Origin of the sequence: Pseudoflavonifractor sp. An85, assembly GCF_002161235.1 — a bacterium.
In the GTDB taxonomy this organism is placed as follows: Bacteria; Bacillota; Clostridia; order Oscillospirales; family Oscillospiraceae; genus Enterenecus.
In genome coordinates, this window is sequence record NZ_NFHE01000009.1 from 38,641 (window position 1) to 64,664 (window position 26,024).

At 50.3% G+C, this 26,024-nt stretch carries 24 protein-coding genes and 1 riboswitch; of the genes, 18 read left to right on the forward strand and 6 right to left on the reverse strand.

Going from position 1 to position 26,024, the window contains the following annotated elements; genetic code table 11:
• Positions 1-7 precede the first annotated feature (7 nt).
• The 6 genes from B5G37_RS06175 to B5G37_RS06200 all read right to left on the reverse strand — a co-directional run bounded on the left by B5G37_RS06175 (position 8) and on the right by B5G37_RS06200 (position 6,132).
• Complete coding sequence (locus B5G37_RS06175) at positions 8-1,270, reverse strand: FtsX-like permease family protein (RefSeq protein WP_087255495.1); 1,263 nt, start codon at positions 1,268-1,270, stop codon at positions 8-10.
• A gap of 15 nt (positions 1,271-1,285) precedes the next feature.
• Complete coding sequence (locus B5G37_RS06180; RefSeq protein ID WP_087255498.1) at positions 1,286-2,623, reverse strand: FtsX-like permease family protein; 1,338 nt, start codon at positions 2,621-2,623, stop codon at positions 1,286-1,288.
• Between the two features lie 336 nt (positions 2,624-2,959).
• Positions 2,960-3,436, reverse strand: a complete 477-nt coding sequence (locus B5G37_RS06185; RefSeq protein ID WP_087255501.1) for an MGMT family protein — start codon at positions 3,434-3,436, stop codon at positions 2,960-2,962.
• 170 nt (positions 3,437-3,606) lie between these two features.
• Positions 3,607-4,971 (reverse strand): HAMP domain-containing sensor histidine kinase, encoded by a 1,365-nt coding sequence (locus B5G37_RS06190; RefSeq protein WP_204217871.1) that lies wholly within the window; start codon positions 4,969-4,971, stop codon positions 3,607-3,609.
• Positions 4,955-5,629 carry a response regulator transcription factor gene (locus tag B5G37_RS06195; protein ID WP_204217872.1) on the reverse strand — a complete coding sequence of 225 codons (675 nt, stop codon included), beginning with the start codon at positions 5,627-5,629 and terminating at the stop codon, positions 4,955-4,957. Before B5G37_RS06195 ends, B5G37_RS06190 begins: the two co-directional genes overlap by 17 nt.
• Positions 5,630-5,772: 143 nt before the next feature.
• On the reverse strand, positions 5,773-6,132 hold the full coding sequence (locus B5G37_RS06200; RefSeq protein ID WP_003531233.1) for a helix-turn-helix transcriptional regulator: 360 nt from the start codon (positions 6,130-6,132) through the stop codon (positions 5,773-5,775).
• A gap of 67 nt (positions 6,133-6,199) precedes the next feature.
• On the opposite strand from B5G37_RS06200, the gene B5G37_RS06205 reads away from it, so the two are divergent.
• From B5G37_RS06205 to B5G37_RS06285, 18 genes are all read left to right on the forward strand, one after another.
• Positions 6,200-6,769, forward strand: coding sequence for a DUF1273 domain-containing protein (locus B5G37_RS06205; protein WP_143482883.1), 570 nt, complete (start codon positions 6,200-6,202; stop codon positions 6,767-6,769).
• Positions 6,757-7,191: a winged helix-turn-helix domain-containing protein gene (locus B5G37_RS06210; protein WP_087255513.1), complete on the forward strand. Its 435-nt coding sequence runs from the start codon at positions 6,757-6,759 to the stop codon at positions 7,189-7,191. Before B5G37_RS06205 ends, B5G37_RS06210 begins: the two co-directional genes overlap by 13 nt.
• 426 nt (positions 7,192-7,617) lie before the next feature.
• Complete coding sequence (locus B5G37_RS06215; RefSeq protein ID WP_087255516.1) at positions 7,618-8,049, forward strand: RNA polymerase subunit sigma-70; 432 nt, start codon at positions 7,618-7,620, stop codon at positions 8,047-8,049.
• Between the two features lie 524 nt (positions 8,050-8,573).
• Positions 8,574-10,526: an ATP-dependent DNA helicase gene (locus B5G37_RS06220; RefSeq protein WP_087255519.1), complete on the forward strand. Its 1,953-nt coding sequence runs from the start codon at positions 8,574-8,576 to the stop codon at positions 10,524-10,526.
• A 14-nt stretch (positions 10,527-10,540) separates the two neighbouring features.
• On the forward strand, positions 10,541-10,978 hold the full coding sequence (locus B5G37_RS06225; RefSeq protein WP_087255523.1) for a recombinase family protein: 438 nt from the start codon (positions 10,541-10,543) through the stop codon (positions 10,976-10,978).
• Positions 10,975-11,388, forward strand: coding sequence for a recombinase family protein (locus B5G37_RS06230; protein ID WP_087255526.1), 414 nt, complete (start codon positions 10,975-10,977; stop codon positions 11,386-11,388). The genes B5G37_RS06225 and B5G37_RS06230 overlap by 4 nt, the downstream gene beginning before the upstream one ends.
• 7 nt (positions 11,389-11,395) lie before the next feature.
• Positions 11,396-11,575, forward strand: coding sequence for a hypothetical protein (locus B5G37_RS06235; protein ID WP_087255529.1), 180 nt, complete (start codon positions 11,396-11,398; stop codon positions 11,573-11,575).
• Between the two features lie 85 nt (positions 11,576-11,660).
• Positions 11,661-13,202 (forward strand): recombinase family protein, encoded by a 1,542-nt coding sequence (locus B5G37_RS06240; protein ID WP_087255532.1) that lies wholly within the window; start codon positions 11,661-11,663, stop codon positions 13,200-13,202.
• 38 nt (positions 13,203-13,240) lie between these two features.
• Positions 13,241-14,035 carry a recombinase family protein gene (locus tag B5G37_RS06245; protein ID WP_242962788.1) on the forward strand — a complete coding sequence of 265 codons (795 nt, stop codon included), beginning with the start codon at positions 13,241-13,243 and terminating at the stop codon, positions 14,033-14,035.
• Between the two features lie 14 nt (positions 14,036-14,049).
• Entirely contained in the window at positions 14,050-15,657 is a 1,608-nt protein-coding gene (locus B5G37_RS06250) for a recombinase family protein (protein WP_087255539.1), read from the forward strand.
• Positions 15,658-15,877: 220 nt separating this feature from the next.
• Positions 15,878-17,743 (forward strand): P-loop NTPase fold protein, encoded by a 1,866-nt coding sequence (locus B5G37_RS06255; RefSeq protein WP_087255542.1) that lies wholly within the window; start codon positions 15,878-15,880, stop codon positions 17,741-17,743.
• Positions 17,744-17,745: 2 nt separating this feature from the next.
• Positions 17,746-18,447, forward strand: coding sequence for a hypothetical protein (locus B5G37_RS06260; protein WP_143482884.1), 702 nt, complete (start codon positions 17,746-17,748; stop codon positions 18,445-18,447).
• Positions 18,431-19,813 (forward strand): Qat anti-phage system QueC-like protein QatC, encoded by a 1,383-nt coding sequence (qatC, locus tag B5G37_RS14950; RefSeq protein WP_158099359.1) that lies wholly within the window; start codon positions 18,431-18,433, stop codon positions 19,811-19,813. Before B5G37_RS06260 ends, qatC begins: the two co-directional genes overlap by 17 nt.
• A complete protein-coding gene (locus B5G37_RS06265) occupies positions 19,800-20,522 on the forward strand; it encodes a TatD family hydrolase (protein ID WP_087255549.1) in 723 nt (240 codons plus the stop codon). The genes qatC and B5G37_RS06265 overlap by 14 nt, the downstream gene beginning before the upstream one ends.
• A gap of 432 nt (positions 20,523-20,954) precedes the next feature.
• Complete coding sequence (locus B5G37_RS06270) at positions 20,955-23,609, forward strand: DEAD/DEAH box helicase family protein (protein ID WP_087255552.1); 2,655 nt, start codon at positions 20,955-20,957, stop codon at positions 23,607-23,609.
• 38 nt (positions 23,610-23,647) lie between these two features.
• A riboswitch (TPP riboswitch) is annotated at positions 23,648-23,754 on the forward strand.
• Between the two features lie 196 nt (positions 23,755-23,950).
• Positions 23,951-24,253: a thiamine-binding protein gene (locus B5G37_RS06275; protein WP_087255555.1), complete on the forward strand. Its 303-nt coding sequence runs from the start codon at positions 23,951-23,953 to the stop codon at positions 24,251-24,253.
• Positions 24,219-25,004 (forward strand): ABC transporter permease, encoded by a 786-nt coding sequence (locus tag B5G37_RS06280; RefSeq protein ID WP_087255558.1) that lies wholly within the window; start codon positions 24,219-24,221, stop codon positions 25,002-25,004. Before B5G37_RS06275 ends, B5G37_RS06280 begins: the two co-directional genes overlap by 35 nt.
• 1 nt (position 25,005) lies before the next feature.
• Positions 25,006-26,022 (forward strand): ABC transporter substrate-binding protein, encoded by a 1,017-nt coding sequence (locus B5G37_RS06285; protein ID WP_087255562.1) that lies wholly within the window; start codon positions 25,006-25,008, stop codon positions 26,020-26,022.
• Positions 26,023-26,024: the final 2 nt, after the last annotated feature.

A 26,024-nucleotide genomic window follows, 5' to 3' on the forward strand; every position in this document is an offset into this window, starting at 1 on the left:
GCCTCCTTTACTCCATCTGTGCCAAAATCTGTTTGGGCTTCAACCGCAGGGTAGAGATACTGGACACCAGCACTGCCGTCACCAGCAGGATACCTCCCACGATAGCCACCAGCATGAAATGCTCCGGCGTGACGATGACATTCTCAACCGCTTTGCCGAACAGTGTACCCAGGGTGCCGGCAACCTGCTTGCTCGATAGGTACGCCAGTGGGAAGGCAACCACTGCGATCAGCAGGGTTTCCAACACATACTGGAGAATCACCGCAGGCTTGGCGATACCCACCGCCAGCAAAATGCCTGTTTCTCTCTTTCGACTTCGGATGGACATGGAGAGGATGAGAATAATCAGAACCATGCTCACCACGGTAATGACGATAATAAGGGTGGTAATCAGGGTGCCGGTGTCAGAGAGGGCGCTGGAAATATTCTGATACACCTCATCATTGGCGGTAATCTTGTAGTTGTTCCAGTTGATAGAGGAAATGCTCTGCACTTCCCGAATCACATTCTCTAATTGGGCGGCGTCCGTGACATAGTAGTAGGCTTCGGAAATGCCCTCGCCATCTTCGCCCCAGCCCTTAATCAAGCCCTCGGCTGCGTCCATGCTACAAAAAACATAGCTGGAATAGGCGTAATAGGACGCATCATCATACATATTTACTTGGTCGTTCTTATCAGCCACCACATCGAAGATACCTACGATCTTCATATCCACTTCCGGGGTGTTATTCTCCGGGTAGTAAATGCCTGTCAAGGTGTCCCCGACCTTCAGCCCGTTCCACTCAGCCAGTTCCCGGCTGATAATAATGCTACCCGTCATATCATCAGTGATGTGGGTGCCTTCCACCAGCTCAAACCGGCCCGACAAGAACAGCTCATGGTATTGGGAGTTGTAGGAGCCGTAGTTGTAGAAGCTGTAATTCTCATGGGCCAGTTCCTCGCCCTTATCATTAAAGATACGGGGCAGGGTAATCAGGGTGGCGTCATACCCTTCAATGCCATCCACTGCGGCAATCTGCTGAATCATGTCCTCGGACATAAATTCCTGTGTACTGTAATTGCCGTTCCAGCCGCCCGTAGAGATGTCGCGCTCCACCGTGAAGCTGGCCCCGGTGGTTCCCCGGACTTCCTCGGCCTGTTCTTCCTGAGCGTCGGCTATGGCAAGCCCGGACAGCACCAGGGTGGTAATGGCCAGGAGCAAACAGAACACCAGCAAGGTCTTTTTCCATTTCCGTGCGCTATATAAAATCGCCCGTATTCCTAAATTCATATCGCCTGCACCTCCTTAACTCATCTGCGACAAGATACTCTTGGGCTTCATCTTCATAATGGGATAGGCCGCCAGTGCGGTAGAGGCTACACACAGCACCATACCGAAAGCCCACACCAGTGCGTAATCCTCAGCGGAAACGGCCACTTCGATCTCGGCAAGGCCCAAATCCTCGGTGGGTTCTTCCGCAGTTTCGCTTTCTCCGGTCAAGTCCACCGTTTCATAGGTTTCGCTTGTCACCTGAGAGAGCAGGCTGCTCCCGATCTGATGGGAAATGGCTGTGCTGGTTCCAAAGGAGATCACCAGGGCGATGGCCGCCACAAGAATCACTTCCAGCAGGTATTGCAGCAGCACCGAGCCTTTGGAAATGCCCATCGCCAGATAGACGCCGGTTTCATGGATTCGTCCACGGAGCCGCAGCGTCAGGAACAGGGCCAGCACCAGGAAACAGATCACCGATACCACAGCGATGGCGATAAAGACGATGTTCTGCAAGCCCTCCAGGGATTCCTTGGCGTTCTGATAGTCGTTGTCGTAGCGGGTCAGGGTGCAGTTCTCCCAATCCACGCCATCCAATTCCTGCACATCGGTCATAATGCGCTCCAGTTCGTCCGGGTCGTTCACATAAAAATCCCCGTATTGGACATTGGTGGTTCCCTCGGTGCCGTAGAGCAGGAAAGAGGCGGTGGAGAGATCGGTAAACACGATATTGTCGTAAAGGTCATAGGACGGGGCCATGCCGATGGAATCCTGTTTTTCCGTATTGGTGAAGATCCCGGCCACCGTCACAGGGATGGTCTTATCTTTGTCCTCCACATTCCCCAGCAGCATGGTGTCGCCCACAGACAGGCCGTTGCGCTGGGCAAATTTCTCATGGATCAGCACCTGGCTGCCGGTTTCGGTGGTGATGGGGTTTCCCTCCACCATCTCAAAGCCGCCATCGGTGAAATAGCTGTCCTCCTGGGAATTGGAGTTCGCCACCACCCGTCCGGCGTTCTCATATCCCTCCGGCACCTGGGCAGCGCCCTCGGTGTTGATTTCCAGAAGGTTCCCGTCTGCGTCAAAATAAGTAGCGTAGGTGTAAGAGCGCAGGGTGTACCTGCCGCTCAAACCATCCATAGCAAGAATCTGGCTCACCGTATCCTCCGGGATGCCGTTTTCCAGCGTCTTGGCGTTGATGGTAAAATAGCCCAGCAGGGCTTTTTTAATATTGGCGTTGGCTGTTTCCGTGGCCGATTGGATGGAAAGGCAGGTCAGCATTAACGTAGCCATGACCAGCAGAAACGCCAGCAGTGTGAGGGTCTTGCCCTTTTTGCGGATGGAATACAGGCAGGCCCGTTTGCACAGGTTCATCTCACGGCCACCTCATTTCCTTCGAGTAAAACCAGTGGGTTCACTTGTGTACCTCCTAACGTAGTTTTTCGCCGGGGCTGCTTCTCGCTCCGGTGGTGTCCCGTCTGCCGGGAACACCCTTATGGTACACTACAAAGGTGGAGTTGAGGTGGAGTTGAGATATTTTTTAGGTGGAGTTGGCATTTTTACAAAGTAAAATCAGTGTACTCTCTCCGCATCAGGCATAAAAAGAGCAGGAAATCTGTTTTCAAGATTTCCTGCTGAATGGTGCCGCCGATAGGCGGCTGCTATTCAGTTTTGAAAGTTCGGGTCAAAGTGGTCTGAAAATAGAATATTTTACAACTCAAAAAGAACGCTTTCGTAGTCCTTTACGAAATACTTTATATTTGTTCGCCCTTTCTGAATAATTGTATGGCCTTCTGCTTCCAGCTTTTCCTTTTGTGCTTCTATACCGCCGGGATATTTTGCATTCAATTCCCCATTTGCCTTTAAGGTTCGCCAATACGGGGTTTCATCTTCGGAACGCTGGTAACTCGCCCATGCTGCAATAGATACAAAAATCCCGGCTGTGATAGGTTCTGTGAAATCCGCCCCATTCAATTCAGCAAAATATTCACGGATTTTTCCGACAGTGATTACTTTGCCATAAGGAATTCGTTTCATCACCTTGTCATAGTCGATTGGTGGGGCAAAGTACATTCTGCTTCCACCATATTTTTCAATGCTTTTCTGGTCGGTAATGGTCTGAAATTTAGGCATATCCTTGCTATCGTGCAGCATGGCATTAAAATCCTTTTTATCTTCGTTCGCCATTTCTCAACACCTCCTGCCTTAATTATAGTGGAGCAAACCATTCCATGCAATGAGACGGTTTGAAAATGGTCTTCAAAAACTTGTAACTACGACTGAATTTGAAAAAGCGTGCCAGACTGGTATAACTGACAGCACAAGATATTCCTGAATAGTAAGCAATACATTTCCTTTCAGCGCAGAAACGCCGTAAACTTCACACCGTTTTCCGTATTAACCATGTTGTGGATGATTTCATGGTGATCCAGGATGGTCTTGGTGATATACAGCCCAAGGCCGCTGCCGCCGCTGTTCCGGTTTCTTGACTTGTCCACCCGGTAGAATGGAGTGAAGATACGCTCCAAATCTTCCTCGGCAATGTGGACGCCGGTATTCTCCACGGAAAACTCCTCGTCCTTTTGGATGACGGTAATTACCGCGCCCACCGGCGAATAAGCCACGGCGTTTCCGATCACATTGGTGAACACCTTCTCCATGAGCCGCCGGTCCCCCTGGTAGTGGTATTCCGGCTGGATGTCCATGCAAAGCTCCATCTGCTTGTCCTCCATCCGGCCGCGGAACTGCTGGCAGACCTTTCGCAGCATTTGGCTGATGTCCAGGTCCGTGCGCTCCAGGTGGAAGTCGCTGCCGCCCATCCGGGCTGCCGATAGAATCTCCTTTACCAGCGCCTCCATGTCATTGGTGGTTTTCAGGCACCGGCGCAGATAGGTGTCCCTGTCCTTATAGGGACCCACCTGATGGATCATCCCCTCCAGCTGCCCTTTGATGATGGCAATGGGGGTTTTCAACTCATGGGATACGGAGGTGAAGAAGTCCACCCGCTGCTTTTCCTGTTCCCGTTCCCGCTCGATGTCCTGCTGCAGCTGCTCATTGGCCGCCTGCAGGCTGTCCAGGGCATTGCTCAGCTGCTGGGACATCTCGTTCAGGCTGGAGGCCAGGACGCCAATCTCATCTTTCCTCTGTACATCGCATTTCCAGGTCATGTCCAGGGTGGTCATCCGTTTCGCCACATTGCTGATGCCCACCAGCGGCTTGGAATAGTACCGGGAGCAAATCACCGCTCCGATGATGGAGATCAGCAGAATCACAGCAGCGATGAGAGGGATCAGCCTCAGGAGGATATCGTAGGACTGCGCCACCGCTACCAGGGCAGCGTTGGCAAACAAATGATAGGTTTGCCCATTTTGCCGGAAGGTAGCGGAGCAGCTCATGGAGGGAGCCGAGGTGTCCAGATTCTCCATATCGGCAAAATTCACGGAGAACAGGTTGTTTCCGTTGTCATCGTTGATCTCCACCGAAGCGTTGTTCGTCATGGAGAATTCCAACAGGCTGTCCGAACTGGCCTCCCAGCCGTTCCGTTCTAATATCTCCACCAGGTCGTAGAAATCCGCCGTGACCTGGCCTTCCAGCTGCGTGTGGTAATTCCTCGGCAGGAAGATCATCACCATGCCGTAGATGATAATACAACAGACCACCAGCAGGGCCAGCATACTGAGGAAGGTCTTTGCCTGGATGCTTTCACTAATTCTCTTTCTCAATTTTATATCCCGCCCCTCGTATGGTTTCGATATAATCCACGCCCAGCTTTTTGCGGATATTCTTGATGTGGGTGTTCACGATTTTCTCGTCGCCAAAGTAGTCGTAGCCCCAAATGCTGTCCAGCAGGCTCTCCCGTGTAAACACCCGCCCCTGGTTCTCCACCAGGAGTTTCAATATCTCAAATTCCCGGATGGTCAGGGACACGCTCTCATCTTTGACAAGGACCGTGAAGCTGTCTGTATCAAGGGTGAGATCCTTATAGCGGAGGATGTTCGTCTCTACACCGGCGCCTTGCTCCGCCCGGCGCAGTACGGCTTCGATGTGCTTCACCACAAGGGGCATGGAGAAGGGCTTGGTAATGTAATCGTCTGCCAGAGCGTCAAAGCCCTTCATCTGGCTGGCGTCATCGTCTAAGGCTGTGAGCATGATGATGGGGACTTGGCTCTCTTTCCGGATCGCCTCGCAGACAGAAAAGCCGTTCATCTTCGGAAGCATCAGATCCAGCAGGATGAGGTCTGGACGATGCTCATGGAATTTCTCCATCCCTTCTAATCCGTCGCTGGCCAGCACTACGTTATATCCTTCATCCTCCAGAAACGCTTTCACCACGCTCTGAATGGCCTCTTCGTCTTCTATAATTAAAATCGTTTTCGACATTGTCCGCACCTCCAGGTAGTAGTGTACCATACGAAGATGGAGTTTTGATGGAGTAAGTGTTACTTTTGAAAAAAAGTAACGGCGGTCTGAGAAAAAATCAGGCCGCCGTTGAATTCAGAGACACCATATTAGCTTTGCAAATGCTACTTTGAAAACTCCTGCATAATGAGGTTTAGGATTTCCTGCTGGTCGGCAGACAAGCCGCCGTTTTTCGGCTTGGTGCTCTCCTTCAATTCTTTCACCAAGAGGTGGATCAGTTCCCGCTGCCCATCGGTCATGCCTTCCAGCACAACCTGGTCTTTCTTATCGAAGCCAACCAGGTAATCCAGCGATACGTTGTAAATCCGAGCCATGGTCGTGAGGACATCCAGCGTAGGGATCTTGATATTGTTCTCATAGTTGCTGATGACCGATCCGGCCCGGCCTACTCTCCGTCCAAGCTCCTCCTGAGAAATGCCATACCGTTCCCGCAGCATCCGCAAGTGGTTCCCAAAATCAAACATCCCATCTCACCTCGCTTTATACTCGAACTTAGCGTACAGCTATATTTTACCCGCTTGACCTTCGTGTATGGCTAAGTATATAATGAAAGTATTTAGCGATTTGATAAGTTTACGGGCGGTGATTTTCATGTTTTGCGAGGGCAGACAGGACGTATGTCCGGAGTTTGTCTGCACATTTGCCGGTCACAGGCAGGTTTTTGAGCCGAAGATCGAGGAAAGAGTAAAAGAAACGCTGGAAAGCCTGATAGGGAGAGGACACAGGCTCGTGTTCCTATGCGGGGGCATGGGCCAGTTTGATGCGCTCTGTGCCGGCGCCGTTCGCTGGCTGAAGAAAAAGCATCCGGAGAAGGATATCCAGCTTTGCTTAGTTATCCCGTATTTCTCAGGTAAATTGAATGCAGATAGAAGTTTTTTTCAATCTCTATACGATGAAATTCTAATGCCGGACGGGGTAGAATATGCCCATTACAAAGCAGCGATCCCGAAACGGAACCGCTGGATGGTAGACCAGGCAGATTGCCTGATTTCCTATATCATTCGCCAATTTGGTGGGGCCTATCAGACCTGCCGATATGCGATGAAAAAGTCTATCCCAATCATCAATGTTGCGAAAGGAGCGCCACAATGCCTAAAATGATTATTATCGAGTGCAGCGACGAAGAAGCTGACCGCATGGTCGAGCAGCTCAAAAACATGGTTGCTGAATATGAGTACCACCCATACCATGGGCCGGGAAAACTCTATGAATTCGGTACGCTGCGGATCGACCAGCCAAAACAGGAGGTGACCCTCGACGGAGCAGCGGTGGATCTGACCCGCAGGGAGTTCGAGCTTCTCGGACTGCTTGCCGAGCATCCGAACCGTGCTTTGCCAGCCGCCTTCCTCCATAATGCCGTCTGGACCCACCCCGACTCGGAACACGGCGAAGAAGAAGTGGCGGCGTATATAGCTGCTTTGCGGGAAAAGCTGAAGTTAGACCAGCCGGGCTCCCCCTGCAGGATCGTCGATGAAGATACGGGGCGTGGGCCAGGGTACCGTTTTACCTGCTCTGCCGGATGAATTCATAATTTGTCGAATATCCCAATACGAAATATGCAATTGGAAGGAGAAAGATAGTAAGAAAATAGTTTCCCCTTTTTATACTGGCCCCATCTGAATTTGGTTGGGGAAAACTGGTATAGCGGGAGGTCGCCGGCTTTCCCCACATAGAGGGGATGCCAGCAATGCGGCGTTGGAAACCGCATCATACGATTTTGGCTGCAGCTTCACCCGAAGCTGCAGCCTTTTTTCGTGTATGGCTCGTTTGTTTTGAACAGCCATGCCGTATTTTTTGTGAATCAGCCTTATCCGGCGCATTCGTCCAGGGACGAGTGCGCCTTTTTTGCTTTTGCGGAAGGAGGTCTTGGCTAAGGACTCATAGCGGCAGGCCGCCGCCCCCGACAATCTGAATTTTCTCAAATTTCAGATTGATCGGAGGAAACAGCCATGGCTTATAACAAAGCCAGAGCCGAAAAGAAGTGGCTCAAATGGAAGGAAGCAGAGGAAAAGAAACTCCGGGAGCTGGGTGTGGACGAGGAAACCATCCAGCGCCTGCATACATACGACTGGGCCGAATTCAACCGGGAGCGCCGGTACCTGCAGCGGCAGGTGGAGTGGTCGCCCTATGTGGATATGATTTCGGCGCAGGACTTGGAACTGCCCGTCGAGGATGTGGAATCCCTCATGGACAGCATCGAGGATATGGAACTGCTGCGTATCCTCTCCAAGGAGGACAAGCTCACCATCCAAATCGCCTTTTTGAAGATGTCCGGCTACAACGGGTATGAGATCGCTGAGAAAACCGGCCTCACGCAAAAGGCGGTCAACCTTCGGATGGTGCGCCTGAGAAAAAAATTGAAAAAATTTTTTGAAGCGTGAAGCTATCGGCCCTTTTTCCTGGGCTATGGGATGAACGGGGAAAAAGACGTTCAGCCTGTAGCTTGAAAAGTCAATACCAGCCATGCGGGTACGTTCCCGTCCAGGCGAGCGACGATGGAAAAAGCGCCATGACAAGCTGCGGCACAGCTGCCACTCCCCAATGGGATGGCAGCTTGTGTCGTTGCTTCGAGCGATCCCTTTTGACCGAAAAGAGGGGGCAGTTGCCCTTTTCGCCACGACCCTGGCCGGAGTATTATGATACGCATTACCGTTTGCCCACACGTCAGATGGGTTGGCCGACCCTGGGTTGTAATCAGCAAGACCCCCGGAGAGCCAGTGAACGGCTTGTAAACTGCAAGCCTGCCCCCATGGTTCCCAAGGTTGCCGGGGGGCGAGTTGCAAATACGGCACATCAGAATCAACCCTTTTATTTTTCAGATTGCCGTTGACGGCGAATCCGTGCGGCGCAGTTTTTGCTGCGCCGCATCAGTTTGCCGCCAACGCACCAAGGAGAATGTGCCGATATGAACATAGACCTGAAGGAGCAGGCCCATGGTGAGATCGAGCGGATCTTCCGCATCCTTCTGCCTCAAAATGGGCTGGCGGTGCGGGAAGAACAGATTGCCCTGTGCCATACCATGCTGGACACCCTGCTCCACAATAAAATTGCCTTATGCGATGCAGGGGTGGGGATCGGGAAAACCTACGCCTACCTGACCGCCTGCATCCTTTTGAAAAAGTTTTATCCATCCGGGCCTGCCGGTTCCCAGCCGGTGGTGGTCTCCACCTCCAGTGTGGCCCTGCAGGACGCCATCATCGGAGAGTACATCCCATTCTTATCCCGCATCTTTTTAGAAAACCATATCATCCCGAAGCCCATTCGGGCCATGGTTCGCAAGGGGAAGGAGCGGTTCGTCTGCGACGCCCGTCTCGCCCAGCGGCTGGAGGCCGTCAAGGGGAAGAACAAAAACGAGGAACAGCGGAAAGCGTTGTTCTCCCTTAAAAGCAATTATGACCTGGACGCTGTCACCGGCCTGAGCGGTTTTGACCGCCGCCAGGTGTGCGTTCCGAAGGTCTGCAAGAAAACCTGCCGGCTGCGGAACAGCTGCCGCTACCATCAATATTTGAAAGAGTCCCGAAGTGCAGAGATCTTCGTCCAGATCTGCAACCACAACTATTTGCTGGCCGATGCAGCCCATCGGCTTCAGGACCTGCGGCCCCTTCTGAACGATTACCGGGCTTTGGTCATCGACGAGGCCCACAAGCTGCCGGATGCCGCCCGCCAGATGTACGGGCAGAGCCTGTCGGCGGAGGATTTTCATGAACTCTGCGCTCTGCTCACAAAGGAGAAATATATCCTTGCGGCGCAGAACCTGCGGGAAAAGTTCCGGGCGCTGATGGGCGCCCTGTGCCGGGGTGAGCTGCTGGAGGAAGCACAGCGCACTGCCTTCGTGCTGACCGCCGAACGGGAAGCGGCCCTTCGGGATTGCCTCTCCCTTCTCAGGCTGCTCCAAAAACAGCTGGCGCCCCACCTGCCACGGTGGATCCTTCACCGGCTGGGAACAACAGAGCAGGCGCTGAACCTGTTCTTCACGGGGGATCGCCGCTATATCCTTTACATCCAATACGACAGAACCGGCAGCCCCAGCCTCTGCGCCGCCAGCCGACAGATGCCGGAGCAGCTGAACCGTGCGCTCTGGCGCAACAACATTCCTGCCATTCTTACCTCCGGCACCCTCATGGCCGGGGGCAGCTTTCACCGGACCCAGCAGCGCATGGGGCTGTCTTCAAGCCAGCGGCTGGAGGATTTCATTGCGGAGTCCCCCTTCAACTACCAGGAAAACTGCATCCTCTACATTCCGGGGGACCTGCCGAAAACGCCAATGGGCAGCGAAATGGAGGCAAAGTGTCTGGCAGAACAGATCTGCAGGTTGGTGGACGCCACCCATGGCCACACGTTGGTGCTGTTTACTTCCTATTCCCTTATGGGCGCTGTCTACAACCAGGTGAAGGGCCGGATGGCCTTCCCGCTGATGGAGGTCTGGCGGCATTCCCAGGATATCATCCATCGCTTCAAGCAGGCTCAAAACGCTGTGCTGTTCGCAGCGGGCTCCTGCTGGGAAGGGGTGGATTTTCCCGGAGATATGGTGTCGTCGCTGATCATTGTGCGACTGCCTTTCCCCGTCCCGGACCCACTGAGCGAAGCGGAACGGGAGCAGTACCCCACCCTGCAGGATTACATTAAAACTGTGGTGATACCCGATATGCAGGTAAAACTCCGACAAGGGTTTGGCCGTGCCATCCGCACGGAGACCGACACCTGCGTGGTCAGCATCCTGGACCACCGTGCCGCCCCCGGAGGGCGATACCATAAAGCTGTGCTGGAAACCCTGCCACCGATCCGCATCACGAGCAAAATAGAAGATGTGGAGGACTTCATCCGGGCAAAGAAAGACCCGGATTATTTTATGCCATAAAGGAGTTGCCATAGATGGACAAGAAAAATATGAAGGTGGCAGTTTATTTCCGAACAGCCACTGTGCCAATAGAGCAAAAAGTCTGGCTCTACGCCAGCTCCAAGAGCTCCGAGCAAGCAGAGTGGAGAGATTTGAGCGTGGAGGCCATGAAACATACGGCCCAGCAAAATGGCCTTGTGGTTGCCGGGGTTTCTACTGACTCCAGCAGACAGCTTCCGCCCATGGAGCGGCCCGGCGTTCAGGAAATGCTGGCGGCTGTCCATGAAGGACGGGTGGGTGCGGTGATGATGCCCAGCCTCCGTCATCTTAGCAGGGAGCTCGGTGCGATCCTCCCTGTGTTGGCCGAATTTCTAAAACAGAAGGTACACGTTCGCGCCAAAGACGCCTCTGCGCTCTCCCTTCCTCTGTTTCCAAAGCCGCCCTCAAAGGGGAAAGGGGGCGGCGCACGATGAGTTTTCCCTATGCGGACCGTCCCATGTGGCTGTACAGCCGCAGCAGCGATAAGCATCTGAAGGTGCTGTTCCAGCAGATGCAAAACCTGCTGGATGAAGCGGAGCGCAGAGCATACACTGTCGCAGGCACTTCGCAGGATATGGGTTCCGGCAAGAGCATGGCCAGAATGGGCCTGAAGCAGATGATGCGGGCCGTGAAAGGCGGCCTTGCCCAAGCTGTCCTTGTGCAGAATCTCACCCGTCTAAGCCATGACCCCGCCATCCTTATGAAGATACTGGAGTTCCTACAGGATCACAATGCGGTACTGATCACCACCGAAAGCGACCTGCGGTATGAACTCTACATCAAAGGCTTGGAAAAACATTTTCTCAGGAGAGCCGCCCAAAAAGGGCTCCGGCTTCCATGGTGAGCCTACCATGGATCCTGTTTTTACTCCGGCGCTACCGTGCGAAAAGGTGATCAGGGAAATCAAATACTTTGTGCTGTTTTCCACGCTGAAAAAGCTGATGGAGCAGGGAAAAATCACAGCAGAATACTGTCAGCAAGCCAATGTTGCTATTGCCGAAAAGTACGGAGTCTCTGAGCTCAGTATTTAGTGGTTGTCGTAATAGCTATCCCATGCCGGTTGTGGTAGTGTTGGGTGTGACAAAAAAGATGTCCGCCGGAAAGGGGGTGGCAGAGATGCCGCAGGTCAGAGTGATTCAACCCATCTCAGAGCAAGCCAAAAAGCTGCGGGTTGCCGCTTATGCCCGTGTCAGCAGCGATTCAGCCGACCAGCTGAATTCCTTTGCCACCCAAGTAGCTTATTACACCGACTTCATCCAATCCAAAGACGAATGGGAGTTTGCCGGCCTTTATGCTGACGAAGCGGTTTCCGGCACCACAGCCGAAAAGCGGGACGATTTTCAACGCCTGCTTGCCGACTGCCGTACCGGGAAAATAGACCGCATCCTTGTGAAATCCATCTCCCGGTTTGCACGAAACACCCTCGACTGCCTTCAGACCGTGCGAGAACTCAAGCAGCTTGGTGTGGCGGTGGAATTTGAAAAAGAGGGCATTGACACTGGAAACATGGGCAGCGAAATGCTGCTGAGTATTTTGGGCTCTGCCGCCCAGGAAGAATCCCTCTCCATATCGAAAAACCTGAAATGGAGTTACCGGCGCCGGATGAAATCCGGCGATTTTATTACCTGCAATGCGCCACTTGGGTATTTTCTTAAAGATGGAGCCTTGGTTCCAGATCCCCAAGAGGTTCCTATAGTACAGTATATTTTTTCCAGCTATCTTGCCGGACATAGTATGGATGAGATAGCTACCTTCTTAAATGATCAGGAAGCAAAGTACAGCCGAAAGGAAATGACAAGATGGTATCGCACATCGATTCGTTACATTCTATCGAATGAAAAATATATTGGCGATTCGTTGCTTCAAAAAACATTTACCCCCAATGAGCTGCCCTTGGTCAACATTCGCAACCGAGGGCAGCTCTCGCAATTTTATGTAAAAGACTCCCATCCGGCGATTATACCATTAGAAATGTTCGAAGCTGTTCAACGCCTGATGAAAAGGCGTGCCGCTACACATACAGCAAAGCCTAAACCCGGTGGCTTCCCTTTGAGCCATATGATGAAATGCGGATTTTGCGGCAGCACATTTCAGCGTCATCTTAAAAAAGAGGGGGCTCGATGGTGCTGTTATCAGCACCGAAAGGACAAAAGCCTTTGCGTCATGGAGGTAGTGGCAGAAAGCGAAGTGTACCAAACATTTCTGCTTATGTACAACAAGCTGCTGGATAATAAAAATCTCATCTTAAGAGTAATGCTGGCACAGCTGATAGAACTTCAAAGCAAGACCACATTTGCAAGGCCAGAAATCGTAGACCTAAATCAAAAAATTTCCGACTTAGCCAGGCAGAATCATTCACTCTCCAGGTTACAGGCCAAAGGGTGCATTGACTCTGCCATTTTTATAGAGCGTAGCAACCGCAATAATAAACTGATTGAAGAACTACGGTTTGAATTGCGCCAGCTTCAAGAGCCAGACCGTGTCAGTGAAACAATCGATCAAACGAATTTATTGCTGGATCTTCTTGATGATGCCCAACCCATGCTGGAGTTTGAACCTTCCATATTTAAGAGCATGATAAAAGAGATTACCGTCTATCCTGAAAAGTTCTCTTTTGTCCTTTCCAATGGGCTGGTTCTTTGCGAAATGAGGCGATAGACATGAAAAGGATACGGAGTTGCCCCTTTGGATATCGGATGGAAAACGGGACTTATACTGTGGTGCCTGCAGAAAGGCGCCTTATTGAGCAGATATTTACTCGTTACCTTAATGGAGCCTCTCTCCAACAGCTGTCAATCATGGCAGAAGAAACAGGCTTGAAGTTCCGAGAGAATGCATCCTCTTGGAACAAAAATATGGTATCCCGAATTTTGGACAACAGCAGGTATTGGGACGGAGAACAGTATCCGCCGATTGTGGAAAGGGAGATTGCCACGAAAGTAGCTGATTTGAAACAGAGCAAAGCTTCTCCTCGCTCCCAAACACCGTTTATCCAAAAAAGAATGACCTGCCCATACTGCGGAAGTAGACTGAGGCGAAATGGGAAAAAGCCTCATCGGACTTTTTGGGACTGCAAATGCTGCCAACAACGTCTTGGCCCTATCCCTGATGATACGTTGCTTCAAATCGTTACAGAAAGGTTTCTTGCAGTTTGCCTAAATCCTCATATGGTGGAACCAGCAAAGGAATCTGCGGAGAGTTTATCAATACAAGCAGCCAGGCTAACCAATGAAATCAATCAAGCAATGAATCAGCGGGAAGTGGATCCGAATGAACTGCTCCCTCTCATTCTTGAGTGTGCCGCTGAAAAATACAAAACCTGCTTTATCAAGGAAGCAGACCATCTGACCATTACCCTGAAAGCCCTCTTTCAGGCACACAGCAATGACACGGCCCTGGATCGGGAACTTTTTGAGAGGACTGTGAAACAGGTGATTTTGCAGCCGGACGCATCTGTACAGCTTCGTCTGCTGAACGATATCGTGGTTTGAAAGGAGAAATCTCTATGGCACAAAAAACAGTTACAGAAATCCCGGCAAACCCTCTGCTGGGTGACCTGCGTAAGCGAAAACGGAAACTGCGGGTAGCTGCCTACTGCCGGGTCAGCACCGAGGAAGAAGAACAGCAGAACAGCTTTGAGGTGCAGGTGGCCTATTACACGGATAAAATCACTCACCATGAGGGATGGCAGCTGGCCGGAATTTTTGCGGACGATGGGATTTCAGGCGTCAGCACCAAGAAAAGAGATCAATTTAACAAAATGATTGAACTGTGCCGGAAGAAGAAAATCGACCTCATCCTGACGAAATCCATTTCCCGCTTTGCCCGTAACACCCTGGACTGCATCAAGCACGTGCGGATCCTCAAAAGCTGGGGCATTCCGGTCATCTTTGAGAAAGAAAACATTGACACCTCGAATATGAACAGCGAGATGATCCTCACCTGCCTGAGTTCCTTCGCCCAGGCCGAGAGCGAATCCATCAGCGGCAACGTGACTAAGGGCATCCGCATGGGCTACCGGCAGGGCCGGTTCAGTTTCCGATATAAGAACTTCCTGGGCTATCGCAAAGGGCCGGATGGTGAGCCGGAAATTGTGCCTGAAGAAGCGAAGATCATCCGGCTGATTGCTCAGAATTACTTAAATGGAGATAGCCTGCGTACCATAAAGGAAACCTTGGAGAGCATGGGCGTTCCAACCGCCACCGGCAACCAAAACTGGAGCACGGAAGCCATCCAACGCATCCTGCAGAATGAGAAGTACATGGGTGACGTCCTGCTGCAGAAAACCTACACGGCAGATTTCATTGAGGGCAAGGTCAAGAAGAACAATGGAGAACTCCCGCAATACTACATCAAGGACAACCATCCGGCCATCATCCCGAGGGAAATGTTTTACCAAATCCAAGAGGAAATCGCCCGCAGGAAAAGTAAAAAGCCCGCCAATGCCAAGAAAGCCAAGACCAATCGTGGGCGGTTTACCAGCAAATACGCTCTTTCGGAAAGACTTGTCTGCGGGAACTGCGGCTGTTACTTTCGAAGGGTGACATGGAGTATCCACGGGCGGAAGCAAATCGTCTGGCGATGCATCAACCGGCTGGAATGCGGGCCAAAGGTTTGCAAGGACTCCCCCAGCCTCAAGGAAGAAGAACTCTATTCCGCTATCCTGAAAGCCATTCGTTCCCTGGTTCAAGGCCACCAGGAAGAAATGGCAGCCACCTTGCAAGAAGCACTTGTACACTGTATTGGTGGAGAAAACGCCGCAATCAATCCCCTTGTGATAGAAAACAGGCTCCATGACCTGGACAAGGACTTGGACCGGCTGCTTACGATGGATGGGAGTGAAATCGTGGATCTGCGGATCAAGCAAATCAGCGATGAGATGCTCCAGCTGAGGCAAATGAAAAAATGTGCGGAACTGGACGCCCAGCAGGATATGGGCCGTGAAAACAAAGCCAAGGAAATCATGGAACTCATCTCCGCAGAAGATCTCGACCTTACGGAGTATTCCGATACCCTGGTGTACCGGGTGATTGAACGAGTAACCGTACTCTCCAAAGAAGAAATCCGCATCCGCTTCGTTGGTGGGTTTGAAATTACCCAGCCCCTTCACTAAGAAGCAGGCACAGAGAAATGCCGACAGCTTGGGCGTTGCCGGTGTCTCTCTGTGCCTGCTTTTCTCGTTGAGAAATGGGGAAATTTGTGGTATAATAAAAGTAATATTTGAAAGAATCATTCCATTTGCGGGAAATGATAGATTCGCGCTAACTTTAAGATATCAAGAATTGGCATAACTGCGAGGTCTTGTAAAGAATAATGTTATTGGAGGGCGTAAAATGTGGTTAGATAATGCATCTAATATTGATATGTTGTTCTACTCTCCATATGCAAACACAATTGTTAATTTTATAAAAGAACCAGAACTAACTCCCTTAACAATAGGCTTATATGGCAGCTGGGGTGCGGGAAAGTCTTCTCTACTACAACTAATCCAACAAAATATAGATCACGACACCAAAGATATTGTTTGTATCTCATTGAATGCATGGCAATTTGAAGGATACGAAGATGCAAAGGTTGCCATCATGGAATCTCTATTAAAATCATTGCAAAGCAATGAGACATTTTTTGAAAAGGCTGGAGAGAAAATTAAAAGTTTATTGTCTCGCATTGACTTTCTGAAACTTGGCAAAAACATATTGTTTAAAGGAGTCCCATATGTGGTCACTGCATTGACTGGTAATCCTATTCCAATAGCAGTCAATCTTTCTGCCGAGTTATCTAATCCAGATGATATAATTTCTAAATTGGAGACATTTAAAAATGATTATATAAAAGCTGCAGGCGATTCTGAAACGCAAACAGAAAATGTTAGAAAATTCAGAATTGAATTTGAAAAAATGTTAGCGGAGGTTACTTCCGTTAAAACACTTGTTGTTATTGTAGATGATTTAGACAGGTGTACACCGGATCGAATAATTGATACTCTCGAAGCAATAAAGCTATTCTTATCTGTAAAGAAAACCACTTTTATTGTTGCCGTAGATCAGAGAATCATTGAATATGCAGTAAACATTAAATATCCACAAAACGATGGATATGCTGTATCTACAGATTATATTGAGAAGATAATTCAATTGCCTATTAAAATTCCAGAACTATCTCCAAAAGACATTGAGAATTATCTACTGCTTTTAATCTGTCAATTGCACTTGGAAACAGAAAGCTTTGAAAAGCTAATTCGGACACTATATGATAAAAAACTTATGCTTGCAGACAAATCTCTTACATACACTGTCATTGAATCAATAATTAAAGAAACAGGTGGATCATTTAAAGCAAATTCCAATCAAACGAGTTTAGAGGAAGATGCCTCCATTATATCAAAAATCAGCTTCGCTGTTTCAAGCAGCCTAAAAGGAAACCCACGTCAGGCAAAAAGATTTCTTAACACATTTTTTGTTCGAAAGAATCTTGCTTCTCTTTATTTCGGAGCAGAAATTGATCTTTCAGTTATGGCAAAGCTCTTAGCATTGGAAACAATTGATATAAAAGCATTTAGAAAACTCTATGAATGGAATAGTGAATTTGACGGTGAAATAAAGCAGCTGAAAGAAGTGGAAACATGTATAAATAATGATAAAGAACTCAACGAAAATTATAAACTCTGGAAAAATCCAAGAGTTATTCGTTGGGTCAAAAGTGAACCTAAGAATCTTTATAAAATGGACCTAAGCAAGTACTTCTATCTATCTAGAGAATCACTATCTAGTACAGAAACTATATCCGCTTCGTTTAATGAAGCGGAACGAAAAATGTTGGCTGCAATTCAAAACTGTCTACAAGGTCAAGAAGATGCTCGCCTAGAAGAACTTAAGGATATGGAACCCGAATCTCAACGCAAGATATGCGATGCTGTGTTGGTTCATTTTAAGTCTGATACAATAAATCTAAGCATGATTAGCAGAGTGTACAAAGAATACCCAGATTACCAATCAGATATAGTTGACGCGCTGAAAGCAAAGCCTAACTCATTTTTTGGCCCGTCATCGGTACCACATATTACCCGAATGTATAGTGCGAATGCTACACAAATTAGTAGTCTACTTGATGATTTGGAAAAAAGCCAAAAGATTTCGCAAGTAATTAAATCACAAATTGCAAGTGGAAATTTTGCTGCTAAGGCTGTTGATCGGAGATAAAAATGGGAACATCTAAAGGATATATTGCCCCGTCTACTCCTCACTGGGCACAGGCAAAACGAGGAGTATCTATGTATATTAACAATCCATCAAGTGCCGTAAAGAGCGCTGCTGCATCAAAATATGCCAAGGCTATAAACACCGAAGGATATGCCAATAGCCGGGTTGCCCACGTCTTCGCTGGATTTGCAAGTTTTGCATCAAATAGCAGTTCCAATGGTTACGCCACCGCTCTTCGAGACATTGGACGAGAAGATATACTAGCCATGGATCCAGAGGATGCAATAAACGAATTGACTCTTCATTTTGCTAACAATGGCGAAACTATTGACGATGCTATTGCTTTAGATTGCATTTCTGAAACCCTTTCTGTCCTTAATATTCAAAAGATTGAAGATTTAAATAATATAGAAATTAATGGATTTATTAAGGAAATGGTATGTCAATTTGCAAAGCTAAAATTTGCACAATTATTTGATAAGCAAATTCGGAATAAATGCCCTAATATTGTTCAAGCAAATCAGCGTATTGCAGAAATGCAAGACTATATTTACTATACCATGGAACTTACTTTAACTAGTGAGATTCTTGCCTCAATCAATCCACATAACCTTTCGAATGAAACCATAGTTCAAGATATATTAAAAAAGGGTTTTGAACTGATGGAACTATATTATGGTGATTCATATGAAAATCTGGATTAACAAATGTATCGAAAAAGAAAAAAGTACTTATTTCAATGACGCAATTACATTTAATTTAAATGTTCCTGGAAAAGGCGGACTTATTGCGTCAAATATACGTGATGGATGGTACAGAAAACTTGGCATTCAGAGTGTATCGCCAATCTGCGAAGATTTATATATTCTCGCATTATCTGTGTTTGCAGCAGATAAAAGAATATCTCGTTCTTTTTCGTCCGATGGATGGACGCGTAAGTTACATCTTTCTATTCCGGTTATAGAATATTCTCATTGGAATTCAGTGCGTACCAGCTTAGAAAAAATGCTCTCATTTCTTTCGGGAGATATTTGGACAATTGATTTCAGAGAATGTGAACCTACTAATCGTTACCAAGATAATCATAAACGACCTCCCCAAAAATTAGTATCTCTTGAAGAATATGACGCAGTATCCCTTCTTTCAGGAGGGTTGGACTCATATTGTGGCGCATATGAATTGTTGTCACAGGGCAAAAACGTTATATTTGTCGGGTTTAAGGAATTCGGAAAGCTTGAACAGATACAAAACGAAATAGTACATCACTTTAATGAAAGTTTTCCAGAAACATCAAAAATGCTATTTACGTTTACCGCAAAAGCATATAAGCCACTAGGAATTGAGAAATTACCGGCAGAAAACACGAGCAGAAGTAGATCGTTCTTATTCTTAGCCGCTGCGATTTGTGTCGCTGAAGCAATAGGAGCTAATACACCCGTTTACATACCTGAAAACGGATTTATTGGCCTTAATCTTCCTCTAACTCCAGGGAGAAAAGGAAGCTGTAGCACCCGAACAACGCATCCCTATTTTTTGAAAATGCTGAATCAGCTTTTTTTACAGTTGGGGATTAGTCACAAAATAATTAACCCCTATGCTTTTATGACTAAACGTGAGATGATTCAAGAGCATAAAGATACCAAAGGCTTTCTTGATTGTGTGTCTAAAACAATATCATGCTCACACCCTTGTAATACGCGTTGGCACGGAAAATCACAACCAGAAAATTGCGGATATTGTTATCCATGTCTAATTCGGCAATCTTCACTTCTCGACGTGATAGTCCCAAACGAACACTACACATTTAATGCTCTTTCATATGACTATATTTTGTCTGCAACGGATTCAAGACGTTCAGATTTGGTCGACCTTCTGAGTTCTATCAGCGCGGCAGTAAAATCTACGGATCAAGCGCTACTAAAACGAATTAAACAAACAGGACAGTTGTCGAAGGAAGAGTCATTAGCCTTTCTAAGGCTATACAAAGCGACTATTAGCGATCTTTTGGAACTTTTTTCAAGGGACAAGGATCTTATGCGAATGATAGGGATAGAATATGCATCTAATTGATACACATTTTCATTTGGATTACTACAAAAATCATAAATATTGGTATGATCAAATTAATAAATTGCAGCAATACACTTTATGCGTAACAAATTCTCCTGAAGTATACTATTCTTGCAGAAAACTGTATCCCGAAACCAAATTTGTTAAATTTGCATTGGGATATAATCCTCAACAAAGCTCTGAAGTCAATTTTTCTAAAAGCGCCTTTCTACATGGGCTGTCTACTACACAATATATCGGAGAGGTTGGTCTTGACTTTTCTAAGAGGTTCATTGGTACAAAGCAAAAGCAGCTTAATATTTTCGACTTTATTTGTCGTAAATCTGCAGAACAAAATAAACTTTTAAGTGTTCATTCGAGGATGGCTGAATATGATACGCTCAGAATTTTGCTGAGACACAAAGTTTCTAAGGCAATTATCCATTGGTATTCCGGCAATGTTGGAATAATGCACCATTTTTTAAATGCAGGATACTATTTTTCAGTTAATTCTAGTATGTGTACAACAACTAACGGCCAAAAAATATTATCACAGATTCCAATGGAAAGATTACTCGTTGAAAGTGATGGCCCATTTTCAAAAATCGGCACCAAAAGGTATACTCCCACAGACTTACAATCAACGTATGACCTAATCAGCGATACTCTTGGGGTACAAAATATTACGTATATTGTTTATCATAATTTTAAACGACTACTTGCGGACTAATTTCTGTAATTAATAACATAACTCGGAATTTGGAACTCAAGAATGAGACCTCCAAAAAAATCAGAAGATCATACTATAAAAACGAAGATGAATCTCTTCTGAATCCAGAAGTCTCATTTTCAGCTGGTATCTTTTTTGTCAACGCTTCCCACGTCGGAGCAAGCTATGTATCGCTTGCTCCGACTTTTTTATAAAAGTCAGAGCAAGCTCACGCCGCTGCTCCTCCTTTCCAAATCGAACCCGCTGCGCTGGGCTTCGATTTGGTTTTGGGTGCAAGCTTGGAAGCTGCTGGCATCTATACTGTTGCGATGTTCCCAAAATCCCGAATGCTTTCTCATTCGGGATTTTTGTTTTTTATCTGCCATTGCCAAATGATCGGGGAATTGGTATGGTATAAGAAAATAGGTATGCCAGTGGATCGGGGGGAGTTTTATGGCGCAAAATTCATATGACGGGGTGCTGCAATTCAAAGGCACTTGGAGAGGGTACCAACAGCGGGTGCTGGACCGATCCGGCCGGTATTTGGCGGACGGGAAAATCCACATTGTGGCCTCTCCCGGCTCGGGAAAAACCACCCTTGGCATTGAGCTCATCCGCCGCTTAGGGCAGCCCTGCCTCATTTTGTCCCCCAGTATCACCATCCGCCAGCAGTGGTTGGAGCGCATCACCCAGAGCTTTCTGGTGGAGGGCAACGACCCCCAGAAGCTGCTGTCCAACGACCTGAAAGACATGCGCCCCATCACCGCCATCACCTATCAGGCCCTGTACAGCGCATCCAAACAGTTTCAGGGGCAGTTGGAGGATGGAGACGGAGAAGATGCGCCTTCGGCGGGGGAAACGGTGGATTTCCGCGACTTTCGCCTGCTGGACCAGGTGAAACGGGCCGGCGTGCGCACCCTGTGCCTGGATGAGGCCCACCACCTGAGAAGCGAGTGGTGGAAAGCTCTGGAGGGGTTTGTCCGGGAGATGGGGGAGGTCACCATCATTTCCCTCACCGCCACACCCCCCTACGACAGCACCCCCGCCCAGTGGAAGCGGTACACCGATCTGTGCGGCCCCATCGACGAGGAGATATTTACCCCGGAGCTGGTGCGGGAGGGCAGTTTGTGCCCTCACGAGGACTACATCTACTTCAACTGGCCCACCCAACAGGAGGTGTCCGCCATTCAGGCCCATTACCAGCGGGTGGGACAGCTGCGGGACTGGCTGATGGAAGACGAGCGGCTGATGCAGGCGGTGGCCTCTCACCCAGGGCTGCAACAGCCGGAGGAATACTGTGAGGTATTTTTGGAACATCCCAAGTATTTTGCCGCCCTGTTGATGTACTGTCAGGCCCAGGGCATTCCCTTTTCCCGGCGGTTGAAGGAAATTCTGGGGGCTCCGGATTTGTTGCCTCCGTTGGATGATGTATACCTGGGTGCCCTGCTCCAAGGGCTGCTCTTTGACGATGCCCAGTCTTTCACCATGGACGAGAAGTACCGGGAGTATCTGGTGGAGGCGCTGAAAACCGCCGGGTGTCTGGGGCGCAACCGGGTTTCCCTGACCATGGACGAGGCCCTGCAAAAGCAGCTGATGAAAAGCCAGGGCAAGCTGCGCAGCATCGGCCACATTACGGCGGGGGAATATGAGGCTCTGGGGGACCAGCTGCGGCTGCTGGTGCTGTGCGACTACATTAAAAAGGAAATGCTCCCCCTGGTGGGCAACGACGGGGCCCTGCATGGGGAGCTGGGGGCAGTACCTATCTTTGAGCGGCTGCGGCGTATGGCCCTGCCCGGGCTGCGCCTGGGCTGCCTGAGCGGCTCGGTGGTGCTGTTGCCCCTGGACACCAAGGAAAAGTTGGAGGCTTGTTTGGGCCCGTGCGACCTGATCCCCATGGGGAACACCGGTTATGGCCGGCTTTCCATGAAGGGATGCACCTCCCATGTGGTGGTGGCGGTGACCCAGCTGTTTGAGCAGGGGGACATCCATGCCCTGGTGGGCACCAAATCCCTGTTGGGGGAGGGGTGGGACGCTCCCTGCGTCAACACCCTGATTTTGGCCACCTATGTGGGCTCGTTTATGCTCAGCAACCAGATGCGGGGGCGCACCATCCGCACCGACGGCAGAAACCCGGACAAGACGGGCAACATTTGGCACCTGGCCTGTGTTTACCAGGAGAAAGACCCCCGCACGGGACAGGTGTATTTGGCCGGGGATTATCCCACCCTGGAGCGGCGGTTTGATGCCTTCCTGGGGGTGTCCTGGCGGGAAAATATCATCGAAAGCGGCATCCAGCGGCTGAACATCCCTCCGGTGGACCATCCCAGCCAGGTGGATGGAGTCAACGGGGTGATGCTGTGTCGGGCTGCTGACCGTGGGGGACTGCGGGGCCGGTGGATGAGTGCCCTCAACGACATTCACGGGGTGCTGGACATGGAGGACACCCAGAGTGTGCCCAAGTCCCGGGTTCCCGCCCCATATGTGTTCCGCCGTGCCCTGACTGGGGAGCTGCTGGGTCTGTTTTTAGTGGCGGTGGCTGGCGTTTACGGGGCCATCAGCGGAAATTTCCTCCTCCTGTGCGGGGGCGTGCTGGCCGGGGTGGTGCTGAGTGTGTACCACGGCCCCCGGTTGCTGCACTGCGCCACTCCCACCCGGCGTATGGGTCAGTTGGGGAACGTGGTGCTGGCGGCGCTCCTGGAGCTGGGAGAGCTGGACGACCCCAAGGGGTGCCGGGTGCAGGTGGAGCAGCTGGGTGATGGAGCCATTCGCACCTGGCTGCAAGGGGGAAGCATGCGGGATAAGACCACCTTTGCCACCTGCATGAGACAGATGTGGGGGGTCATTGACAACCCCCGCTACCTGATGGTTCCCAAACGGCAGGGCAGCGGAGAATGTTACGGGGTACCGGAGGTGTTTGGACGGCAGAAGGAGCGGGCTGTGGTGCTTCAGCGGCATCTGAAGCGGGTGCTGGGCGGCCGGTTCCAACTGGTGTACACCCGCACCCCCCAGGGGCGGCGGATGCTGCTCCAGGCCCGCACCCAATCCTGGGTGAACCAAAACCAAGAGGCTTGGCAGGGCCGCAAGGTGGCCAAAGGGTACTTGGAGTGAGATTTTCGTTGACAAAGTGGGAAAAAAGGACTAAACTGACATGTCGACAGGGGAGTTCCGAGAAAGGAGCTGAGAGGCAGGTGTGTCCTGCGACCCTTAACCTGATCTGGGTCATGCCAGCGTAGGGAGTTTTGGTGTCTTTGTGTCCAAATACCCCGCCGGTATTCCCGGCGGGGTATTTTGCTATGCAAAAGCATAGCAAAAACCATCAATGCGCCATTTCCTCGCCTCTTCGAGGCAACCGGAAATGCTGCGCAAAACTTCATGCACAGCTGATTTTGCTCAGTTTTCGCGGTGCGTTATGTTTCGCATGAAATTTTATGCAAATGGAGGAAAAAGCGATGAGAGCAAGTGTTGCCATTCAGAGTCTGCCCCAGGCGGACAATGACCAGGAACTGGTGCGCATGGTGGATGAGGTCATCGACTACATCCGTTCCACCGGCCTGAATTATTATGTAGGCCCCTTTGAGACCACCATTGAGGGGGACAACTATGACCAGCTCATGGACATCGTCAAGGAGTGCCAGCATGTGGCCGTCCGGGCGGGCGCGCCCAAGGTGTCCGCCTACATCAAGGTGGTTTATGAGCCGGAAGGGGAGATTTTGACCATTGACCAGAAGGTTACCAAGCACCACCAGGGCTAAGCTGCCTGGGATCGCCGGGGTGGCGGTGCTGCTGGTGGTGTGGCAGCTGGTGTGTGTGTCTGGCCTGGTGCCCAGCTACATGCTGCCCTCCCCGGTACAGGTGGTCACCGCCTTTGTGGAGGATGCCCCCGCCCTGGGCGAGCATCTCGTCATCACCTTGCAAGAGGCATTTTTGGGTCTGCTCATTGGCATTTTGGTGGGCTTTGTCTTTGCCGTGGCCATGGATGCCTTTGAAATCCTCTACAAGATTTTTTACCCCATTTTAGTCATCACCCAGACCATCCCCACGGTGGCCATTGCTCCTTTGTTGGTGCTGTGGTTTGGGTATGAGATGACCCCCAAGGTAATTTTGGTGGTTTTGGTCACCTTTTTCCCGGTGGCGGTGGGCCTGCTGGACGGGTTCCGCAGTGTGGACCCCGACGCGGTGGGGCTGCTGCGCTCCATGGGAGCGGGGCGGTGGCAGATTTTCCGCTACCTGAAATGCCCTTGGGCTCTGCCTCAGTTCTTTTCCGGACTGCGCATTGCCGCGGCCTACTCCATTGTGGGCGCGGTGATCAGCGAGTGGCTGGGAGGCTTTGGCGGCCTGGGGGTGTACATGACCCGGGTGAAAAAGGCCTTTGCCTTTGACAAGATGTTTGCGGTGATCTTTTTGATCTCCGCGCTGTCCCTGGCCTTGATGGCACTGGTGGGATGGCTGGAGCGGCGGTGCATGCCGTATCGCCGTTTGGATGAGAAAAAGAGGAGGACTTGACGTGAAGAATTGGAAGAAATCCATGCTGGCCGGAGTTCTGGCTGTGGGTATGGTGGGCACCTTGTCCGCTTGCCAGCCCAAATCCGAGGGCCAGCAGGAGGAGCTGGAGAAGATCACCTTTGTGCTGGACTGGACCCCCAACACCAACCACACCGGCATCTATGTGGCCATCGCCAACGGCTATTTTGCCGAGGAAGGCCTGGAGGTGGAAGTGGTGCAGCCTCCCGAGGACGGGGCTGAGGTGCTGGTGGCCTCGGGGAAGGCCCAGTTCGGTGTGTCCTTCCAGGACTACATTGCCCCCGGCCTCATTGGGGATGACCCCCTGCCCATCACCGCCGTGGCGGCCATGATTCAGCATAACACCTCCGGCATCATCTCCCGGGCTGGAGAGGGTATGGACACTCCCAAGGGCCTGGAGGGCCACAAGTATGCCACTTGGGATCTTCCTGTGGAGAAGGCCACCATCCAGCAGGTGATGGAGGCCGACGGCGGCGACTTCAGCAAGGTGGAGCTCATCCCCTCCACCGTTACCGACGAGGTGTCCGCCCTGCAGAGCAAGTCCGTGGACGCTATCTGGATTTACTACGGCTGGGCGGGTATCGCCTGCCAGGTGGCGGGCCTGGACACCGACTATTTCGCCTTTGCCGACATCGACCCGGTGTTTGACTTCTACACCCCCGTCATCATCGGCAACAACACCTATCTGACCGAGCATGAGGAGGAGTCCAAGGCCTTCCTGGCTGCGGTGACAAAGGGCTATGAGTACGCCATGGAAAACCCCGAGGAGGCCGCCCAGATTCTCATGGATGCCGCCCCCGAGCTTGCCAGCAACGAGGAGTTGGTGGTGGAAAGCCAGAAGTACCTGGCCGAGCAGTATCAGGCGGACGCGGAGCGTTGGGGCGAATTTGACGCCGACCGTTGGAGCGGCTTCTTTACCTGGCTCAACGACAACCAGCTGCTGGATGGTACCGTAGACCCCAACGCCGGATTCACCAACGACTATCTGCCCCAGAAGTGACC

What these genes read in the sequence shown, in the direction of transcription:
- B5G37_RS06175 (WP_087255495.1), bottom strand. Translation starts at nt 1,270, where the DNA reads ATGAATTTAGGAATACGGGCGATTTTATATAGCGCACGGAAATGGAAA.
- B5G37_RS06180 (WP_087255498.1), bottom strand. Translation starts at nt 2,623, where the DNA reads ATGAACCTGTGCAAACGGGCCTGCCTGTATTCCATCCGCAAAAAGGGC.
- B5G37_RS06185 (WP_087255501.1), bottom strand. Translation starts at nt 3,436, where the DNA reads ATGGCGAACGAAGATAAAAAGGATTTTAATGCCATGCTGCACGATAGC.
- B5G37_RS06195 (WP_204217872.1), bottom strand. Translation starts at nt 5,629, where the DNA reads ATGTCGAAAACGATTTTAATTATAGAAGACGAAGAGGCCATTCAGAGC.
- B5G37_RS06200 (WP_003531233.1), bottom strand. Translation starts at nt 6,132, where the DNA reads ATGTTTGATTTTGGGAACCACTTGCGGATGCTGCGGGAACGGTATGGC.
- B5G37_RS06205 (WP_143482883.1), top strand. Translation starts at nt 6,200, where the DNA reads ATGGCTAAGTATATAATGAAAGTATTTAGCGATTTGATAAGTTTACGG.
- B5G37_RS06210 (WP_087255513.1), top strand. Translation starts at nt 6,757, where the DNA reads ATGCCTAAAATGATTATTATCGAGTGCAGCGACGAAGAAGCTGACCGC.
- B5G37_RS06215 (WP_087255516.1), top strand. Translation starts at nt 7,618, where the DNA reads ATGGCTTATAACAAAGCCAGAGCCGAAAAGAAGTGGCTCAAATGGAAG.
- B5G37_RS06220 (WP_087255519.1), top strand. Translation starts at nt 8,574, where the DNA reads ATGAACATAGACCTGAAGGAGCAGGCCCATGGTGAGATCGAGCGGATC.
- B5G37_RS06225 (WP_087255523.1), top strand. Translation starts at nt 10,541, where the DNA reads ATGGACAAGAAAAATATGAAGGTGGCAGTTTATTTCCGAACAGCCACT.
- B5G37_RS06230 (WP_087255526.1), top strand. Translation starts at nt 10,975, where the DNA reads ATGAGTTTTCCCTATGCGGACCGTCCCATGTGGCTGTACAGCCGCAGC.
- B5G37_RS06235 (WP_087255529.1), top strand. Translation starts at nt 11,396, where the DNA reads ATGGATCCTGTTTTTACTCCGGCGCTACCGTGCGAAAAGGTGATCAGG.
- B5G37_RS06240 (WP_087255532.1), top strand. Translation starts at nt 11,661, where the DNA reads ATGCCGCAGGTCAGAGTGATTCAACCCATCTCAGAGCAAGCCAAAAAG.
- B5G37_RS06245 (WP_242962788.1), top strand. Translation starts at nt 13,241, where the DNA reads ATGGAAAACGGGACTTATACTGTGGTGCCTGCAGAAAGGCGCCTTATT.
- B5G37_RS06250 (WP_087255539.1), top strand. Translation starts at nt 14,050, where the DNA reads ATGGCACAAAAAACAGTTACAGAAATCCCGGCAAACCCTCTGCTGGGT.
- B5G37_RS06255 (WP_087255542.1), top strand. Translation starts at nt 15,878, where the DNA reads ATGTGGTTAGATAATGCATCTAATATTGATATGTTGTTCTACTCTCCA.
- B5G37_RS06260 (WP_143482884.1), top strand. Translation starts at nt 17,746, where the DNA reads ATGGGAACATCTAAAGGATATATTGCCCCGTCTACTCCTCACTGGGCA.
- qatC (WP_158099359.1), top strand. Translation starts at nt 18,431, where the DNA reads ATGAAAATCTGGATTAACAAATGTATCGAAAAAGAAAAAAGTACTTAT.
- B5G37_RS06265 (WP_087255549.1), top strand. Translation starts at nt 19,800, where the DNA reads ATGCATCTAATTGATACACATTTTCATTTGGATTACTACAAAAATCAT.
- B5G37_RS06270 (WP_087255552.1), top strand. Translation starts at nt 20,955, where the DNA reads ATGGCGCAAAATTCATATGACGGGGTGCTGCAATTCAAAGGCACTTGG.
- B5G37_RS06275 (WP_087255555.1), top strand. Translation starts at nt 23,951, where the DNA reads ATGAGAGCAAGTGTTGCCATTCAGAGTCTGCCCCAGGCGGACAATGAC.